General features: G+C 50.1%; 19 protein-coding genes and 1 riboswitch. Of the genes, 10 read left to right on the forward strand and 9 right to left on the reverse strand.

Annotated elements, in window-relative coordinates; all coding sequences use genetic code 11:
* Window positions 1-39: 39 nt before the first annotated feature.
* From BMW65_RS19250 to BMW65_RS19275, 6 genes are all read left to right on the forward strand, one after another.
* Window positions 40-606: a Crp/Fnr family transcriptional regulator gene (locus tag BMW65_RS19250; protein ID WP_218145467.1), complete on the forward strand. Its 567-nt coding sequence runs from the start codon at window positions 40-42 to the stop codon at window positions 604-606.
* A gap of 113 nt (window positions 607-719) precedes the next feature.
* Window positions 720-971 carry a DUF6364 family protein gene (locus BMW65_RS19255; RefSeq protein WP_090607944.1) on the forward strand — a complete coding sequence of 84 codons (252 nt, stop codon included), beginning with the start codon at window positions 720-722 and terminating at the stop codon, window positions 969-971.
* Window positions 971-1,384 carry a type II toxin-antitoxin system VapC family toxin gene (locus BMW65_RS19260; RefSeq protein WP_090607945.1) on the forward strand — a complete coding sequence of 138 codons (414 nt, stop codon included), beginning with the start codon at window positions 971-973 and terminating at the stop codon, window positions 1,382-1,384. The genes BMW65_RS19255 and BMW65_RS19260 overlap by 1 nt, the downstream gene beginning before the upstream one ends.
* A gap of 10 nt (window positions 1,385-1,394) precedes the next feature.
* On the forward strand, window positions 1,395-4,295 hold the full coding sequence (locus tag BMW65_RS19265) for a PD-(D/E)XK nuclease family protein (protein ID WP_090607947.1): 2,901 nt from the start codon (window positions 1,395-1,397) through the stop codon (window positions 4,293-4,295).
* Window positions 4,296-4,370: 75 nt separating this feature from the next.
* A complete protein-coding gene (locus BMW65_RS19270; protein WP_090607949.1) occupies window positions 4,371-4,601 on the forward strand; it encodes a DUF433 domain-containing protein in 231 nt (76 codons plus the stop codon).
* On the forward strand, window positions 4,598-4,963 hold the full coding sequence (locus BMW65_RS19275; RefSeq protein WP_090607951.1) for a DUF5615 family PIN-like protein: 366 nt from the start codon (window positions 4,598-4,600) through the stop codon (window positions 4,961-4,963). Before BMW65_RS19270 ends, BMW65_RS19275 begins: the two co-directional genes overlap by 4 nt.
* Before the next feature lie 32 nt (window positions 4,964-4,995).
* Here the strand turns inward: BMW65_RS19275 and BMW65_RS19280 are convergent, their stop codons facing one another.
* The 7 genes from BMW65_RS19280 to thiS form a co-directional block, all read right to left on the reverse strand.
* Complete coding sequence (locus BMW65_RS19280) at window positions 4,996-6,039, reverse strand: HesA/MoeB/ThiF family protein (protein ID WP_090607953.1); 1,044 nt, start codon at window positions 6,037-6,039, stop codon at window positions 4,996-4,998.
* 22 nt (window positions 6,040-6,061) lie between these two features.
* Complete coding sequence (gene thiH, locus BMW65_RS19285; RefSeq protein WP_090607955.1) at window positions 6,062-7,171, reverse strand: 2-iminoacetate synthase ThiH; 1,110 nt, start codon at window positions 7,169-7,171, stop codon at window positions 6,062-6,064.
* Between the two features lie 69 nt (window positions 7,172-7,240).
* On the reverse strand, window positions 7,241-8,014 hold the full coding sequence (locus tag BMW65_RS19290) for a thiazole synthase (RefSeq protein WP_090607957.1): 774 nt from the start codon (window positions 8,012-8,014) through the stop codon (window positions 7,241-7,243).
* Window positions 8,011-8,685, reverse strand: coding sequence for a thiamine phosphate synthase (locus tag BMW65_RS19295; protein WP_177181223.1), 675 nt, complete (start codon window positions 8,683-8,685; stop codon window positions 8,011-8,013). Before BMW65_RS19295 ends, BMW65_RS19290 begins: the two co-directional genes overlap by 4 nt.
* A 37-nt stretch (window positions 8,686-8,722) precedes the next feature.
* The gene (locus BMW65_RS19300; RefSeq protein WP_090607960.1) at window positions 8,723-9,325 is read right to left on the reverse strand and encodes a thiamine phosphate synthase; all 603 of its coding nucleotides are present in this window, start codon (window positions 9,323-9,325) and stop codon (window positions 8,723-8,725) included.
* Window positions 9,326-9,334: 9 nt separating this feature from the next.
* Entirely contained in the window at window positions 9,335-11,203 is a 1,869-nt protein-coding gene (thiC, locus tag BMW65_RS19305; RefSeq protein WP_090607962.1) for a phosphomethylpyrimidine synthase ThiC, read from the reverse strand.
* A gap of 26 nt (window positions 11,204-11,229) precedes the next feature.
* Window positions 11,230-11,433: a sulfur carrier protein ThiS gene (gene thiS / locus BMW65_RS19310; RefSeq protein WP_090608160.1), complete on the reverse strand. Its 204-nt coding sequence runs from the start codon at window positions 11,431-11,433 to the stop codon at window positions 11,230-11,232.
* 48 nt (window positions 11,434-11,481) lie between these two features.
* Window positions 11,482-11,585, reverse strand: a riboswitch (TPP riboswitch).
* A gap of 353 nt (window positions 11,586-11,938) precedes the next feature.
* Here thiS and BMW65_RS23940 point away from each other — a divergent pair.
* On the forward strand, window positions 11,939-12,211 hold the full coding sequence (locus BMW65_RS23940) for a hypothetical protein (RefSeq protein ID WP_143053934.1): 273 nt from the start codon (window positions 11,939-11,941) through the stop codon (window positions 12,209-12,211).
* Window positions 12,212-12,262: 51 nt separating this feature from the next.
* On the opposite strand, the gene BMW65_RS19320 is transcribed toward BMW65_RS23940, so the two are convergent.
* A complete protein-coding gene (locus tag BMW65_RS19320; RefSeq protein ID WP_090607966.1) occupies window positions 12,263-13,324 on the reverse strand; it encodes an Mrp/NBP35 family ATP-binding protein in 1,062 nt (353 codons plus the stop codon).
* A 125-nt stretch (window positions 13,325-13,449) separates the two neighbouring features.
* On the opposite strand from BMW65_RS19320, the gene BMW65_RS19325 reads away from it, so the two are divergent.
* Together BMW65_RS19325 and hpt are read left to right on the forward strand one after the other, a co-directional pair.
* Window positions 13,450-15,534 (forward strand): biosynthetic peptidoglycan transglycosylase, encoded by a 2,085-nt coding sequence (locus BMW65_RS19325; RefSeq protein WP_090607968.1) that lies wholly within the window; start codon window positions 13,450-13,452, stop codon window positions 15,532-15,534.
* Window positions 15,531-16,070: a hypoxanthine phosphoribosyltransferase gene (hpt, locus tag BMW65_RS19330; RefSeq protein WP_090607969.1), complete on the forward strand. Its 540-nt coding sequence runs from the start codon at window positions 15,531-15,533 to the stop codon at window positions 16,068-16,070. Before BMW65_RS19325 ends, hpt begins: the two co-directional genes overlap by 4 nt.
* Here hpt and BMW65_RS19335 read toward each other — a convergent pair.
* Complete coding sequence (locus BMW65_RS19335) at window positions 16,049-16,393, reverse strand: MGMT family protein (RefSeq protein WP_090607970.1); 345 nt, start codon at window positions 16,391-16,393, stop codon at window positions 16,049-16,051. The two genes, hpt and BMW65_RS19335, sit on opposite strands and share 22 nt — an antisense overlap.
* Window positions 16,394-16,533: 140 nt before the next feature.
* Between BMW65_RS19335 and BMW65_RS19340 the strand changes: the two genes are divergently transcribed.
* Entirely contained in the window at window positions 16,534-17,934 is a 1,401-nt protein-coding gene (locus BMW65_RS19340) for a 3-keto-disaccharide hydrolase (RefSeq protein WP_090607972.1), read from the forward strand.
* Window positions 17,935-17,961: the final 27 nt, after the last annotated feature.

Below are 17,961 nucleotides of genomic sequence, written 5' to 3' on the forward strand. Positions count from 1 at the left end.
GCAACCTGCATTGACAAAACGGGGATTTAAGAAAAATGAATGCTTATTAAAACAGGGCCAGATTTGCCATTCACTGTTTTACATCGACAGTGGTTACTGCAAAGTTATTACGAAATCGACGGAGTCGTGAAAAATACTGGCTTTTTCTTTGAAAATGAGATTGCAACAAACATCAGCAGCTTTGGTAGCGGACAAAAATCCGAATTTAACATCGTGGCTTGTGAACCGCTAAGCACCGTAGTTTTTGACAAGGATAAATTGTTTCAGGCAGCCAAGCAAGCCAGCGAAATAGAAACTTTGGGACGAAACTGCATACGCCTGTTTGCGACGAAACAAGAAGAATTTTCAACATTGTTCAAGCGCTTTTCAGCACAGGTACGATTGGAATATTTAGCGGCCAACTATCCTGAAATTTTACAACGGGTTTCACTTTCTCAATTAGCTTCTTTTCTTGGGGTGGCAAGAGAAACGTTAAGCCGGATTAGAAAACGTAGCGTGCTGAGTTCATCCTGTGACGATCGTCACAGGATGAACTCAGCTATATTTTTGACCTTTGTTGAAAATTCTCAGCGCTATGCCAGCAGGATTTATTGCCATCATCATTGACACCGAAGGAAACAGGGTCGGGCTCCACGCCGAGCAATAACACGGCTTGCGACAATTGATTGCGTAATTATACGGATACTTTTAATATATTTGTACGTATTACAAGAATTGCCATGGACACAAAGTTGACACTCAAATTGGATAAAGGCGTTATTGAAAGGGCGAAGGATTATGCGAAGCATAATCAGACAAGCCTCTCGCAACTAATCGAAAATTATTTAAGCTCGCTGACGGTCAATCCTGAGAAAAAAGCCAAACGAAAGGTTAGCCCCTTAGTCGAAAGGCTAACTGGCATCATACCTGATGAAGGCGTGAAAGATTATAGAAGTGAATATTATGAATATTTATCGAAGAAGTATTCTTAATGAAGAAGCTATTCATCGATACAAATATCGTGATAGACCTGTTGGCCAAGCGTGCGGATTTTTATAAAGATGCACAGGAATTATTTTCCCTGCCGGACTATAGCGACACCACACTCTATATATCCGCGCTGACTTTTGCCAATACGAACTACCTGCTTTTGAAACATTATAAGCCCAAGGCAGTTCGCGGTATCCTCGTCCAATTTAAAGTTCTGGTCAATATACTTACCACCGATGACCGGATTATCGAGTTGGCGTTGGGATCTGACTTTGATGATTTTGAAGATGCTACCCAACATTATACGGCGTTAGTTCATGATATGGATGCGATTATTACGAGAAATAAAAGGGACTTCAAAACCGCCAATCTTCCTGTTATGACCGCAAGGGAATTGCTTAACACGGCACCATAATCCGATAACCATGCCCCCATTTCTCCGACAAGTTGCAGCAGATTTATTGTCCCGGTTTGATGATGACCTGAAGGACGTGGCGGTGGTACTGACCAATAAACGACCCATTGTCTTCCTGCGCAAGCACTTAGCCGATCTGGCGGGTAAGCCGCTTTGGAGTCCTTCGTTTTTCACGATACAGGAGTTCCTCCGCCAATCTACGACTATACCGGAGGCCAGTTCGCTCATGCAATTCTTCATCCTGCACCAACTGCATAATGCATTGCTCCGCGAGGAGGGTCGCCCGGAGGAAACACCGGATGAGTTTTATCCATTGGCCGAAACCATCCTGAGCGACTTTGCCCAATTGGATTACGATCTGGCAGCACCGGAAGATGTTTATGCCGAACTGCGCGACATCGCCCTGCTCCAACAACGATTCCCACACCTGTCTGCCGAGCAGCAACGCTTCATGCGGCAGTTCTGGGAGTCTTTCTCTGTCGGTAAACAAACGGCTATCCAACAGAAATTCCTCCAGCTGTGGGGGCGCTTGCCGACCCTTTACCGACGGTTTAAGGATGAGCTTATCCGGCAAGGGCTGGCTACTACAGCGGGTATCTACCGCGACCTCGTGGAAGGCCGTGCCACCAATCCCGATTTTATGGTTGCATACAAGCAGGTGGCATTCATCGGTTTCAACGCGCTTAACCGCTGCGAAGTGCGTCTGTTCGTCCAATGGCAGGAGGTCGGTAAAGCATTATTCTATTTTGATGCAGACAGTTATTACCTGGATGACGACCTGCAGGAGGCGGGATTGTTTCTACGCAAAAACATCCGGCAATATGGATTGAAGCAAGCTTTGGGTGATGTTCCAGCCTTATTGGCCGCCAAAACCGGGCCAATAGACATCCGTGCTACTTCCGGCAAAGTGGCGCAAGCCAAATTGTTAGCTACTTTGATTGCGGATCGGCCTGCCGACAGGGATGCCCCCACCAGCACGGCTATCATCTTGGCCGACGAAAGCCTGCTGATTCCGGTGCTGCAAAGCCTGCCCGAGGGCATTGACTTTAATGTCACCATGGGCTATCCCTTGATACAGTCGACACTCTTCGGTTTCGTAGACCTTTGGTTGGGTGTCCAACAACAACTGGCTGCCAACCAAGGCCGCACTGTGCATCACCTCGACGTAGAAGCCGTCCTCACCCATCCACTGAGCGGTGTATTAGTTGACGAACGCGACGCATTGCAGAAAAAAATGGTCGCCAATGAATGGCTGGAAGTACCTGCAAGCGAACTCCAATTTGAAACAGGCAGCTATCCTGCGTTTTTTGTACCACAGACCAGCAATGATGCACTCCTTCAAGCCCTGCATATACTGTTGGATGGCGTGCTCCGACAACGCCAGGAAACCCATAGTCTCCGGCACATTGAAGCGGTGCTCATCCTTGCCGTGAAGAAAGCCCTTAACCTGTTGCAGGAGGGACTAGCTCACTATTCCGAACTGTCTTTGCCTTTCCTGTGCGCGCTCATCCGAAAAGCACTTCAAAGCATATCGGCGCCTATTGAAGGCGAACCCCTGAAGGGTATCCAGGTTATGGGATTGCTCGAAAGCCGCTGCCTCGACTTCGATGAGGTATACCTCATTGGCGCCAACGAGGGTACATTGCCCAACATCACGGCAGCGCCAACCTTCATCCCCGACTCCATCCGGCGCGCCAATGGCCTGCCCGTGCTGGAAAACCAGGACGCGCTTTCGGCTTATTTGTTTTACCGTCTGCTGCAACATCCTCGGCACATCACGGTCGTATACAACGCTGTGGTAGACGACAATAACAGCGGCGAAGTGAGTCGATTCATCCGCCAGTTGACTTTTGAAAGCCGGTTTACCTTCGTACGCCGCAGCCAGCAGCAACCCATCAAAACCATTCCTGCACCGTCGGCGCTCAGCGTGCCCAAAACCGGAGCAGTAGGACACAAATTGAGTCGCTACCTGAATGATACCAACACCGACCGTCCAAAATTGTCGGCCTCTGCATTGACCACTTACCTGCAATCGCCGCTCCTTTTTTTCCTTAAATACATCGCTGGCATCAAAGAACCACCCCGGGTGGCCGAAGAGTTTGAGATGAATAGGCTGGGTAGCGTCGTACACCAAGCGATGCAAGACACCTATGAGCAGTTAAAAGCAGAAAGCGACACCATCACGGCCTCCGCCATCCACCGGAAAATCAAGACCCTGCCCCAAATTTGTTTGCAGGCGTTGTCGAAGGAGTTATACGGCGAAGCAGGAAGGATACAGGCTCCTAACAGCATGCAGCGCATCCTGCTCAAGGTCGCCGAGGAATATGCCGCAGTGTTCCTGCATTATGACGCGACGCATGTAGCGCCGCTGCGCATTGTGGAACTCGAAAACGAGCGCGACTATTCCGTCGAATTTCCGATTACGGTGCAGGGTGAACTTCGGACGGTCAAGCTCTATGGCATCATCGATAGAGTTGATGAGGTAAATGACAAGACGCGCATCGTGGATTATAAGACAGGACGGGATGAGGTGAAGTTCCAAGGGCTGGACACGCTGTTTGCGCCCGCCTCGGCCAAGAGTAATAAGGCGATGATCCAAACGCTGTTTTATACCTATGTGTACGAGCAGGTGACGGGCAAACGCGGGGTAGAACCCAACCTGTACATTGCTCGCAAGCTTCGCAAGGAGGGGTCATTGTTCTACATGGGCGGTCGAGGGGGCAATTTCCTTGCTGAGGGAGCCGCATTGGAAGACATCAAGGATCAGTTTGTGGCCTTCCTGCGCCGGACATTGGAAGAGCTGTTTGATCCGGACGTGCCCTTCCGGCACAACCCTGATGCGGTGCTGTACCCGAATGACCCCTACCGGGAGTTTATCGGACAGGAAATGCTCGATAACGACGAAAGCTAACTAAACGGAAGCCTTTATTTTCAATTTCTGAAAAAAATCATTAACTTTATCTCAAGCAGTTAAACGGAGAACACCATGAAGGGTTTGGAACGCATCACACTTGATCCGAATGTAATGGGAGGTAAACCCTGCATAAGAGGCATGCGAATAACAGTGGGCACGCTCGTAGGGTTACTTGCTTCAGGTTATTCTAATAAAGATATCTTGAAAATGTATCCTTATTTGGAAGAAGAAGACCTGCGCGAAGCGCTGACTTATGCCGCATGGCGATCGGAGGAGTTTGAAGCTCCGCTCATTATTGCATGAAAGTACTGATTGACATGAACCTGTCACCCGACTGGGTACAAGCTTTTGGCCTTCATGGGATAGAAGCTGTACATTGGACAACTGTAGGCAGGTTTGATGCTCCCGATAGCATGTTGATGGATTGGGCCCGTGAAAATCAGCACATTGTTTTTACCCACGACTTGGATTTTGGTACAGCATTAGCGTTGACTAAAGCCGAAAAACCCAGTGTCATCCAAGTACGAACGCAGAACGTCACTGTGGAGTACCTAAGTCGAATAGTAATTACAACAATAAACGATTATCAAGCGATTCTGAAAAAGGGAGCATTGATTATCATTGATGAGCATAAAAAAAGAATCCGGATCCTACCCCTAAAATAATGCTACGACCTTACACCGACACGGATAGTCGCTCACCCCAACCGCTCCGCATATGCCGTGACGCCATGTTGTTTGGCTAACTCTACCGCCAAACGGCTCCGCTTGCCAGAAGTACAAAAAAAGACAATCGGGCGCCCGCTAACCACCCATTCATCCATACGGTGCGGCAACTCATACAATGGGATATTGATGTGGGCGCCGTCGTGACCTTCTGCGTACTCCCACGGTTCGCGTACATCTATCAGCAACGCATTATCCGTTGGGGCTACCACCTTGTCTGCCGCCACCTCATCCTGCGAAAATGCATCTTGCGGCTGTAGTGCCTGGATGTGCTTATTTTCTTCCATGGCCGAAAAGCTGAACAGTTGATAACCATTGCCGCTCACGTCTATCAACAACAGCTTGCCTGCCAGTACCTCACCGTAGCCACCCAGCACCTTTAGTGCCTCGTTGGCCATCAGCGTGCCGACAATGCCGGGCAGCACATTGAGTACACCATCGATGGCGCATGAACCACATACAGCGGGCGGCTCAGGGTATAGGCAGCGATAGGTAGGGCCTCCTGCGTAGTTGAACACGGATACCTGTCCGGTGTAGCGGTCTATCGCTCCCGAGACGAAGGGCACCTGCTGGATGACGCAAGCATCGTTGACCAGGTACCGGGTCTCGAAATTATCCGTACCATCCACTACCAAATCATGCGCACCGATGAGCGCCAGCGCATTGTCCACGGACAAAGCGTCTATATAGGCGGTGAACTGCACCAAAGGTTGCTGAGCCGATAGCCTTTGCACGGCGGTCTCTGCCTTATTTTTCCCGACATCCATCGGTGAAAACAGCACCTGTCGATGTAAATTGTGGTAGCTTACCGTATCGGGATCAATGACGCCAATATGGCCTACTCCTGCCATAGCGAGGTATTGTAAGACCGGACACCCCAACCCTCCTGCCCCCACCACCAGTACACGGGCAGCCCTTAGTCGCTGCTGAGCCTCCCGGCCAAAGCCGGCCAGCTTCAAGTGGCGATCGAAATAATGTGCTTCCGTTGGGGTGAGCGGTTGTACTTGCTGTGCCATTGATACAAAGATAAGATTTCGTTTACAACTGCAATGCGTGGTCCCAGTCTTTCCATACGGGCTCATACCCTGCGTCCTTAATGACTTGCGCGATGGCGGCCGGGCTTCGCCCGTCATCTATTTCGAACTGCTCCAAGCTTTGGGGTTCAACGGCGTAACCACCGGGATTGGTCTTTGAGCCCGCACTGATGGACGTGATACCCAGCTTGATGATATGGTCGCGGAAGCGGGGGCTTTCCCGCGTAGACATGGATAGCTCCACGTCGCCGTTGAACAGCCGCCACGCACAGATCAGCTGCACCAATTCGCGATCGGTAATGACCGACTTAGGCTGCAAACTGCCAACATGAGGGCGCAGGCGGGGAAACGACACCGAAAACTTGCTTTGCCAATAGGTCTTTTCCAGGTACTGCAAATGCAGTGCCGCGAAAAAGCTGTCCGCCCGCCAGTCGTCAAGCCCCAACAATGCACCGATACCAATTTTGTGGATGCCTGCCCGGCCGATGCGATCGGGACATTCCAGCCGGTAATCGAAGTTTGATTTTTTGCCCTTCGGATGGTGCGTCCGGTAATCTTCCCGGTGGTAGGTTTCCTGATAGACCAAAATGGTATTTACCCCCAACGTATGCAGTTCGGCATAGTCAGCCTCGTCCAGCGGCTGTACTTCCATGGCGATGTGTTGGAAATGCTGCTTCACCAAAGGTAGCATCTGGCGGAAATAAGGCATACCCACCTGTTGTTGGGCTTCACCCGTCACCAACAGAATATGCTGATAGCCCATCGCCTTCACAGCAAGCAGTTCTTGAAGGAGTTCTACCGCTGTCAACGTTTTGCGCGGAATCTTGTTATCGAGGCTAAAGCCGCAATACGTACAGATATTCTGGCATTCGTTTGAAAGGTACAGCGGCGCATACAGTTGGATGACCTTACCGAAGCGTTTTTGTGTAGCCTGTTGGCTCAGCCAAGCCATCTGTTCCAAATAAGGTGCCGCAGCAGGTGAAATTAGTGCCTTGAAATCGGTTAATGTCCGCTGCTCCCGTGCTAATGCACGCTGCACATCTCCTTCCGTCATCCCATAGATGGATCGCAGCTCATTGTCCCAGTTGTATTGATTGAATATCGGTGTAAACATGTTTTTTCTTTTGCTTTAGGCAGCAGGCTGTAAGCTTACGGCTTATAGCTTGTAGCCTATTGCTTATCACTAATCCAAAAAAGCCGTGAGCGGGCTTGTTGCTATGGCGGCGGCCTGCTGGCCGGGAAGCCCTGCTATAAAAGCCTGCCGTCCGGCCTTTACGGCCCACTTGAATGCCTCGGCAATACCTGCTGGATCGCCCGCCGTAGCCATCGCCGTATTGACCAGCACCGCATCCGCCCCAAGCTCCATCGCCTGAGCGGCATGGCTGGGCGCACCAATACCCGCATCTACCACGACCGGTACATGGGATTGGTCAATAATGATACGTAACATCTCTTGCATGGCCAACCCTTTGTTACTGCCGATAGGTGCCCCCAATGGCATCACGGCGGCCACGCCTACCTCCTCCAGCCGCTTGCATAACACCGGATCAGCGTGGCAATACGGCAAGACCACAAAACCTAGTTTCACCAATTGCTCCGCTGCGGCTAGGGTCTCCACGGGATCGGGCATCAGGTATTTGGGATCGGGATGGATTTCCAGCTTCAGCCAGTTGGTCTCCAGCGCTTCCCGTGCCAATTGGGCCGCAAATACCGCTTCTTTGGCATGGCGTACGCCCGATGTGTTGGGTAACAGGTGCATGTGACCATGCGCCAAGTGCTTCAATAAAGTATCTTGCTCCTGCGCAGCATGTTCCACGCGTTTCAATGCTACGGTTACCAATTCCGTTTCGGAAGCCAGCAGCGCCTCTTCCATGATTCGATGATTGCCAAACTTCCCAGTACCTGCAAACAGGCGTGACGAAAAAATCTTGTCGGCTATTTTCAGTGTGTCTTTCATTTTTTTGATAATGCGTGATCGGTGGTCAGTAACTGGTGATCAGTGGCCAGTAGTGCCGCAATAGCTTGGCATGCCGCTACCTTATCCGCGGCGTTGTGTATCGCTCCTGAGACCGCCACGCCATATATTCCGGTTTCCTTCAGCTTGTGGATATCCCCGGACATAATCCCGCCAATGGCAATTAGAGGAACATGGACGCCTTGAGCCCTCGCTGCGGCAACGATCCGGTGGATACCCATCAGTCCTAAAACCGGACTAAGCTTTTCCTTAGTCGACGTAAAGCGAAAAGGGCCCACTCCGATGTAATCGATATCATATCGGCTAAGCCGAAGCACATCTTCCAAGGTATTGGCCGTACAACCAATGATTTTCCCGGGGCCTAGTATATGCCGTGCATCCGCGGGGTGCATGTCTTCCGCGCCGATATGCACGCCATCAGCATCCACTACCTTGGCTACGTATACGTCGTCATTAACGATTAATTTGGCACCATAGCGTTTCAACCGCGGATATATTTCCAGCGCAGTGGCCAACCGTTCGTCCGTACTGGCTTGCTTCATACGCAACTGCACCCACATACAACCGCCTTTACAAACATCTTCCACCTGCTGGACGATGGGATAATCGGCCAGCGAATGGGTGATATAATGCATTTTATTGATATGTTCCATTTTTCTTTTGCAATCAAATACGTGATTAAACCTCCGGTTAGCATGCCGAAGAGGCCAACGGCAGGTCTGCGACGGCAGCCTGGCATGCCTCAAAGCGCTGCCGAGATCGCCCGGCTTCCCAAATATATCCCATGACAGCGGCAGCTTTGAAGCCATGCCGATACACGGTAGGCAAATGCTCGGGCGTGACCCCTCCCAACGCCACCCACAGCGTATTTCCTTCAGGCCTTGGGATGGTGAGTAACGATACATTGCCGGCATACCCCTTTTTGGAAATACTATCAAATACCGGGCTGATAAATGTGCGGTCGGCTACCTGAGCAGCGGCCTCGACCTCCGCTTGGGTATGCGCCGAGCAGGAAATTTGTCCCTTATTCTGCATGCCTCCTTTTTCAAGCAGTATACCCAAAGGAAGATGTACCCCCAATAGATCAAACTCGTCAAATAATGTAATATGGCTATGCATAATGATACATTTGTGAAAACAGGAATCGATTCTGCGTAGCAGCGCCCGCATCTCATAACGGCTTGCATGCGGTTTGCGGAGGTGAAGCCCCGTTAAACCCGCTTCAAATAGATCGTTGAGTGCATCTGCCTCCCCTTTGAAAAAATCCTCCCGCGTGATGACCGACAGCTGCATACCTTTCCCTTAAGAATAAAGCTCAAAATTGTTTTCCCGAAATTCTTTGGCCTTTTCATCCAGCCCTCTTGCTACCGCATCGGCACTATCCACCTTATTTTCCGCAGCATACTTCCGCACATCCTGCGTGATCTTCATGCTGCAAAAATGAGGGCCGCACATGCTACAGAAGTGAGCCGTCTTAGCCCCTTCTGCGGGTAAGGTTTCGTCATGGTATTCGCGGGCCGTATCCGGGTCGAGCGCGAGGTTGAACTGGTCTTCCCATCGGAATTCAAACCGCGCCTTGCTCATCGCATTATCGCGGTGCTGTGCCCCCGGATGTCCTTTGGCCAGGTCAGCGGCATGCGCCGCAATTTTATAGGTAATAACCCCATCTTTGACATCTTTCTTATTGGGCAAGCCAAGGTGCTCCTTGGGTGTCACATAGCAGAGCATGGCCGTACCGAACCAGCCAATCATTGCAGCACCGATGGCTGATGTGATATGATCATACCCCGGCGCAATGTCCGTAGTCAGCGGGCCGAGGGTATAAAAGGGAGCTTCCTTACATGCCTCAAGCTGTTTATCCATGTTGGCCTTAATCATATGCATAGGCACATGGCCAGGCCCTTCAATCATCACCTGCACATCGTGCCGCCAGGCAATGTCCGTGAGCTCGCCGAGGGTTTCCAGTTCGGCAAACTGTGCTTCGTCGTTGGCATCGGCAATGGAACCGGGCCGCAGACCGTCGCCAAGGGAGAAAGCCACATCGTACCGTTTCATGATTTCGCAGATGTCTTCGAAATGCGTATATAGGAAACTTTCCTGATGGTGGGCCAAGCACCATTTGGCCATGATAGACCCGCCCCGGGATACGATGCCGGTCACGCGCTTGGCAGTGAGTGGTACATAGGGCAACCGCACACCCGCATGGATGGTAAAATAATCCACGCCTTGCTCGGCCTGCTCGATGAGCGTATCCTTGAAAATCTCCCATGTCAGTTCCTCGGCTTTGCCATTGACCTTTTCCAACGCTTGGTAAATGGGTACGGTACCGATGGGCACCGGCGAATTGCGGATAATCCATTCGCGAGTCTCATGGATATTTTTGCCGGTGGAAAGATCCATCACCGTATCGGCCCCCCACCGAATCGCCCATACCAGCTTTTCCACTTCCTCTTCGATGCTGGACGTCACGGCAGAGTTGCCGATGTTGGCATTGATTTTCACGAGAAAATTGCGGCCGATGATCATGGGTTCTGTCTCCGGGTGGTTGATGTTGGCAGGCAATACGGCCCTACCCAGGGCGATTTCCTGCCGAACGAATTCGGGCGTGATGAAACCGTCATGGACATAGGCTCCGAAGTTTTGGCCTTTGTGCTGCTGCCACATCGCATTATCGTTGCGATAGCATGCTTCCAATCGTTGGTTTTCGCGGATAGCCACAAATTCCATCTCTGGCGTGATGATACCTTGCCGTGCATAATGCATTTGCGACACATTTTTCCCTGCCATGGCCGCACGAGGCTTCGCGCTATGTTCAAATCGTAGGTAGTTTAATGTAGGATCAGAAAGCCGCGCTTGGCCGTACAGGGAAGTAATGCCCGGCATTGACGCAGTATCGTTTCGCTCGGCAATCCAGCGTTCGCGGATGCGGGGGAGTCCTTTCCGCACGTCAATGTCGATATCAAGGTCGGTATATGGCCCACTTGTGTCATACACCGTTACCGGGGAGTTGTCTTCCACCTCGTTGTGGAAGCGATCGGTTGTTTTGGATAGTGAAATTTCGCGCATGGGTACACGGATATCCGGGGTGCTGCCATTCACATAGATTTTTCTGGACTGTGGGAACGGCATTCGCGTAATCGTTGTTTCGTTGGGGAGTTTTTCGGTTTTCATAACTGTGTTTATTTGAAGAAGTTGCGCTACCCTCCCTGGGCCGCTTTGATGATAGTAAGACGATCATTGGGTTGAAGTAATGCGGCATGCCAATGTTTTTGGGGGACAACGGTTTCATTGACGGCTACCGCCACGCCTTTGGGCTCCTGCACGCCATAGTCAGACAGCACCGCTGCAAGTGAGATTCCCTGATTAACGCTGACTGTTTGCTGATTGATAGTGATTTCCATATCGGCATGTTCATTAATTTCATGCCTTAGGAAGCCACCAAAAGGTGTGAGGACTCCGGTACTTTTCCCTTCGCAGGCATTATCCTGAGCAGGTTATGAGGGTTATTCTCAGCCTCCGCAATCACATGCGGAAAGCACCCCTAAAGCATTGGAGTCAAAGGTAGGTTTTTTTTGGATAATATTAATCGCTGATTGGGAAAAATGAAGGTTTTATTTTGGCAATTTCTGCTGGCCGCAGGGCTTTTTGTCGCTCGCCGCGACTTGGCGTTACTTTCTGGCCGCAGAAAGTAACCAAAGACTCGCCGCTTGGATCTTTTGCTACAAGGGTAGTGCATCAACGTGCTTACCGCAAAATCTCCTATGCGGCATTTGACGGTGTACGGTGGGTTGCTGCGCACAGCCGCATAGACTTACGTTCGGAGCGGGACCGATCCTCCGTACTGGCAGGAAATCTTCATTCGAAGCCGGACCGGCCTGAAAGTATATCGCCGCAGTGAGCAGCAAGATGGCACCAACCTTATTCCATTGCCGGAGGCATGCCGAAGATAAGCAGACCGACGAAGCGAAGGGCAGATGCCTGTGCAGGAGGGCGGCTGCGGGATGCGCCGGGCCAGCTGCAAACAACTGCAAGATAGGCTTTCCAGCCGAGCACCTTGGGTACTTGGGTGCTTCCAAGTACCGAGCCCGCCCGGCGGTGAGGGCAAAAGACCTGCGCGGCATCGCGCAAAAAGAAAGTCGCTTCCAGCGACAAAGAGCGTGTACGGCTCAACGTGCATAAATAAAACCTTCGTTTTACGACAACAACAATCGGAATAAAGGGCGACGCCGATTACCCTACAGCTTGCGCAATGGCCAATTGCTGCGCTACCTTTCCGGCAATGTCTAAAAATGCGGCAGCGGCGGGGTTATCTTCGTCCATCATCACGGGAAGGCCGTTGTCACCAGAATCACTGATGCCTTTTACCAACGGTATCTCACCGAGAAATGGCGCATTGAAGCGCTCAGCTAAGCGTTTGCCTCCGTCTTTACCAAAGATGTAGTACTTGTGGTTCGATAATTCAGCCGGCGTGAAGTAGGCCATATTTTCTACCACACCAAGGAGTGGAATGTTGATGGTGTCCATCAAGAACATGCCGATGCCACGCACGGCATCAGCCAGTGCCACATTTTGTGGTGTGGTCACGATCACAGCCCCGGCGATAGGGAAGCCCTGTGCTACGGTAATGTGCACATCGCCCGTACCGGGGGGTAAATCCACTACTAAGTAATCCAGCTCACCCCAGTCGGCATCATTAAACAGTTGCTTGACAGCGGTACTTACCATGGGGCCACGCCATGGAACGGGTTGGTTTGGATCCGTAAAGAATCCGATGGATAATAATTTCAGCCCATACTTTTCAATCGGTTCAATCTTTGTCTTGCCATCCGCCGTTTTGGAAGCCCTGGGATGCGCCCCTTCCAGCCCGAACATGATGGGCAATGAGGGTCCGTAGATATCGGCATCAAGAAGTCCCGTGCGGGCACCCGTAGCACCCAATGCCAGTGCCAAATTGGCTGCAACGGTAGATTTGCCTACGCCACCCTTGCCGGATGCAACGAGGATGATATTTTTGATATTGGATAGTTGGCTGCGCTTGGAGCCAATCACATGGGATGTCATATTGATTTCTACGGCGATATCTTTATCTATAAATAAAGCGATGGCATTGCGGCAAGCATGCTCAATAGGACCTTTCATAGGGCATGCCGGTGTGGTAAGCACCACATCGAAACGAATTTTCGATGGCGTGATTTCCACGTTTTTAATCATATTGAGCGTTACCAGATCTTTTTTGAGATCGGGATCGTCTACATGGCTCAGCGCATGCAACACTTGTTCTTTCGTAATCATCGCTCCTATCACTGTTTGCAACGCAAAACTACGGAAAGCCAAACACAAACTTGTCATATCTTTGTTTTTAATGATATTTATCCCGTATTTAGGCGCCAGAATAAGCCGGCATTGTTGCGAATTATATGTTTAGGGAACTTTTAAGTAAAATCACCAAAAGACAGCTTGTCATCGGGGGGAGCATAGTGGCTGTATTAGTGGTGGGCATCATTATCGCCTTTGCGATTGCATACAACAAACGTGAAGCGATGCTGGCATCTACTATTGCCCGAATACAAGCTGCCTTGGCTGAAAACCACCAGCTAGATCTCACGATAGGAAGCGCCTATTTTTCAGGGCTGACCACGGTGACACTCGAAGATGTCAAAGCGATTCCCAAAGGCAAGGATCAGCTGGCTGGCGTGAAGGCAGTTTCTGTGAGCGTAAAATTGTTTCCACTGATTACGGGCGACGTAAGGTTTGGCCGTTTACGTGTACAGGATGCCCATATTCAGCTTGTCAAAAAAGACAGCATCAGCAATTATGACTTCATTTTCCAAGCGACAGATACCTTAGCCATCGATACTGCCGAACTTATGGAGCATACGGAAGAGTCCAACGTCAATATGGCCAGAACTGCCAACCGTATGCTCAACAACATCCTTTATAAAATTCCCGAAGACATGGAGTTGCGCAATTTCTTGCTGACCTATCGCGACGATAGCATCCAGCAGCGTATCAGTGTCCCTAAAGCGGATATCGACAACGGTAATCTTGCCTCTGCTGTATTTCTCAACGACAGCGAAGCGGCTTGGCAGGTATCCGGGAAGCTCAATCCGGGCAAACGACAGCTTTATGTAAAGATCCATGCCAACGGGCAGCAAATCGCGTTGCCGTTGCTTGAGGAAAAATTCGGATTGAAATTGAGTTTCGACACGATTGAAACGCGCCTACGGGAGGTCTACTGGACTAACAATGAATTACTGCACATTAAAGGCGAATGGGCTGTAAAAAACCTAAACGTCAACCATTGGCGAATTGCCCAAAAAGATGTGGCAGTTCCCGATGCACATATTGATGCCGAAGTAATCGTGGGCAACAATTATGTGGAGCTTTCTAACGAATCAACGGTAACCGTCAAAAAACTGCAAATCCATCCTTATGTCCGTTATACCACTTCACCCAGCAAGACCTACGCCGTCGCGCTGGAAACTCCGGAAATGGAAGCACAGGATCTATTTGACGCATTTCCCGCTGGGCTTTTCGAGTCATTGGACGGCATACGTGTATCTGGCAATATCCAGTATAAACTGGAGGCTTTTCTTGACTCCAGCAATCCGGATAGCGTCCAATTCAGCTCCAAGATGGAACAGGAGGACTTTAAAGTCAACGCATGGGGCAAGGCCAACATTCCAAAGATCAACACAACTTTTGTGTATACACCCTATGAAGAGGAAAAACCCGTACGCGACATTGTGGTAGGCCCGGAAAATCCAAATTTCATTCCGATTGCGGAGATTTCACCCAATCTTAAGCATGCCGTTCTTACGACAGAAGATCCTTCTTTCTTTAGCCACCACGGCTTTGTAGAAGATGCCATACGCAGCTCAATTGCCATCAATTATAAAGAAAAAGCGTTCAAGCGCGGTGGCAGCACCATCTCCATGCAGCTCGTCAAGAACGTATTTCTGAACCGGAATAAAACGATAGTGCGCAAGCTGGAAGAGATACTCATTGTCTGGCTGATGGAAAGTACACGGGCCGTAAGTAAAGAACGAATGTATGAGGTATACCTTAATATCATTGAATGGGGGCGCAATGTATATGGCATTAGTGAGGCAGCACGCTATTATTTCAGCAAGCACCCCTCGCAGCTCACATTGGGAGAGAGCATTTACTTAGCAAGCATTGTGCCCAGGCCCAAGACCGGCTTGTATTCTTTCGATTATGATGGCCGCCTTAAACCGTATATTTCGCCCTATTTTAATTATATAGGTGACATTATGGCCAGGCGCGGTTTAGCCCCTGCCGACTCTTCGGGAGCCTATGGTTTTTATGCAGTAAGCTTGCGCGATGCCCTGCGCCCCGAGAAACCCGCCTCCGCAGATACCTTGCAACTGCAAATGCCCGCTACTGATTTTGAAGTAGAACTGGAGGAAGTCCGCGGCTTATTGGAACGTATATTCGGCAAGGATAAAAAACAAGAAGAAAACCCACCGGATCACCCATGAAAGTAACCATCAATCAAAAAACATTCGAACGCATCATTGATTACAACCAAATCAAAAAGCGGATTCGGCTCATCGGTATCCAATTGAATGTGACTTATGAGCACCAGCACCCTGTTTTCATCGGCGTGCTCAATGGATGTTTTATGTTTATGGCCGATTTGATGAAACAAATCCATATGGCCTGTGAGGTGTCTTTCATCAAACTTTCATCATACGACGATTCATCACGGCGGGACAAGGTGGATGAGCTTATCGGCCTGGACACCAACCTTGAGGGCCGGGAAGTCATTATTGTCGAAGATATCGTAGATACCGGCAACTCCTTAAAGCATACACTTGATTTGGTAAATAAACAAAAGCCTGCTTCGGTGGCAGTGTGCACATTATTGATGAAGCCCAATTCGGTGCAGTATACGTTTGACAATATCGCCTACGTAGGATTCGAAATCGCCGATGACTTTGTGATTGGGTATGGCCTTGACTACCAAGGTATGGGACGGACTTTGCCCGATATCTACAAAGAAATCACTTCTTGAGGATCCCAGAAAACGGCACTAAAGTTTACCACTTTGTCATCCACCACTTCCACGCCTTCATTTTCCAGTAACTGCTGCATCAGTGATGGGCTTCCAAACGCCATCTTTCCGCTCAGCACGCCAATCCTGTTGACCACCCGGTGAGCCGGTATGGGTGGGTTGGCCCGATGTGCCGCGCGCATCGCGTATCCAACCATACGCGAAGAACCCGCAGTACCCAATGCACGGGCAATTGCGCCATAGGAGGTGACCCGCCCTTCCGGAATCTGCCGGACGATTTCGTACACCCACTCAAAGAAGTTGGTTTCGTTATTTGCCTTCATATTGCTTACGACATCGTTTTCGTAAAAAAACGCTACACAACTTGTACTTTTGCCTCGAAAAATCGTTATAATTGAAAAAATCAATTATAATCAACGACAGCAAAGCTAACTATTTATTTGATTAACTTACCGATAGCGTTATGAGCACTTCTTTATACAGCAAAGGTTTACGATTAACGGGCTTAGTTGCGATCACGTTGGCGTGTACCGTACTTATTTCGTGCACTTCCAACGAGGCAAGCGATGGATGGCAATCCCTATTTGACGGCGAAACACTGGATGGATGGCGATCTGTAGGAGGCAATGCTCCTTATGCAATCGAAGATGGCGCCATTGTAGGGACGATGACCGCGGGCACCCCCAATTCATTCCTGATTACCGAAAATGAGTATGGCGACTTTATCCTTGAATTGGACATCAAGCTGGAAGGCGAAACGACCAATTCTGGCGTCCAGACGCGTAGCCACATCGACGAAACGGCCAATAACGGCCGGGGCCGTGTATATGGCAGGCAGGTGGAGATAGACCCTGCACCCCGTGCATGGACCGGTGGCATCTATGATGAAGCCCGCCGTGGCTGGCTTTATCCGCTTGATCTGAATGAAGCAGCCAAGGCGGCTTATAAAAAGGAAGCATACAACCATATCCGTATCGAAGCCATTGGCAACGAAATGAAAACCTGGGTGAATGACATCCCGGTAGCCCATGTGGTGGACACCATCGACGCCACCGGATTCATTGGCTTACAGGTGCACAGTATCGGCGATTCTGCGTTGGCGGGGAAAAAAGTATATTTCAAAAACATACGGATACAGACCGAAAACCTGCAACCGCAGGATTTCCCCCAGGGTATCTATACGGTAAACTTGACACCAAATAGCCTCACGGCCTACGAAACGCAAAGCGGGTATGAACTACTGTTTGACGGGCAAAGCAATGCCGGCTGGATAGGCGCATACCAAGACACGTTCCCAACGAAGGGGTGGGAAATAAAAGATGGTAACATCACCGTACTACCTGCCAATGGCAGCGAATCCACCAACGGAGGTGATATCGTGACCACGGAACAGTTCGGCGCTTTTGACCTGTCATTCGAATTTAAACTTACTGAAGGTGCCAATAGCGGGGTGAAATATTTCGTCACATTGAGCGAACAGAATACCGGGTCGGCCATCGGGCTTGAATACCAGGTACTGGATGACGAACGCCACCCTGATGCCAAGATGGGCAAAGACGGCAACCGTACACTGGCTTCGCTTTATGATTTGATCCCTGCCCAGAAAACCAACCGCTCAACACGTCCGATCGGGGAATGGAACAAAGGCCGTGTTGTCGTCGCACCGGACAACACGGTAACCCACTACCTAAACGGTGAGAAGGTATTGCAGTATGAACGAGGTTCGGATGAATACAAAAAACTGGTCAGCGAAAGCAAGTATAAAAACTGGGACAATTTCGGCCAAGCGGACAGCGGACATATTTTGTTGCAGGATCATGGAAATAGGGTAAGTTTCCGCAACATAAAAATCAAGCGCTTATAAAACCATTGATTTTTAACTAACTTTACT

The organism is Parapedobacter koreensis (assembly GCF_900109365.1).
Classification (GTDB): Bacteria; Bacteroidota; Bacteroidia; order Sphingobacteriales; family Sphingobacteriaceae; genus Parapedobacter; species Parapedobacter koreensis.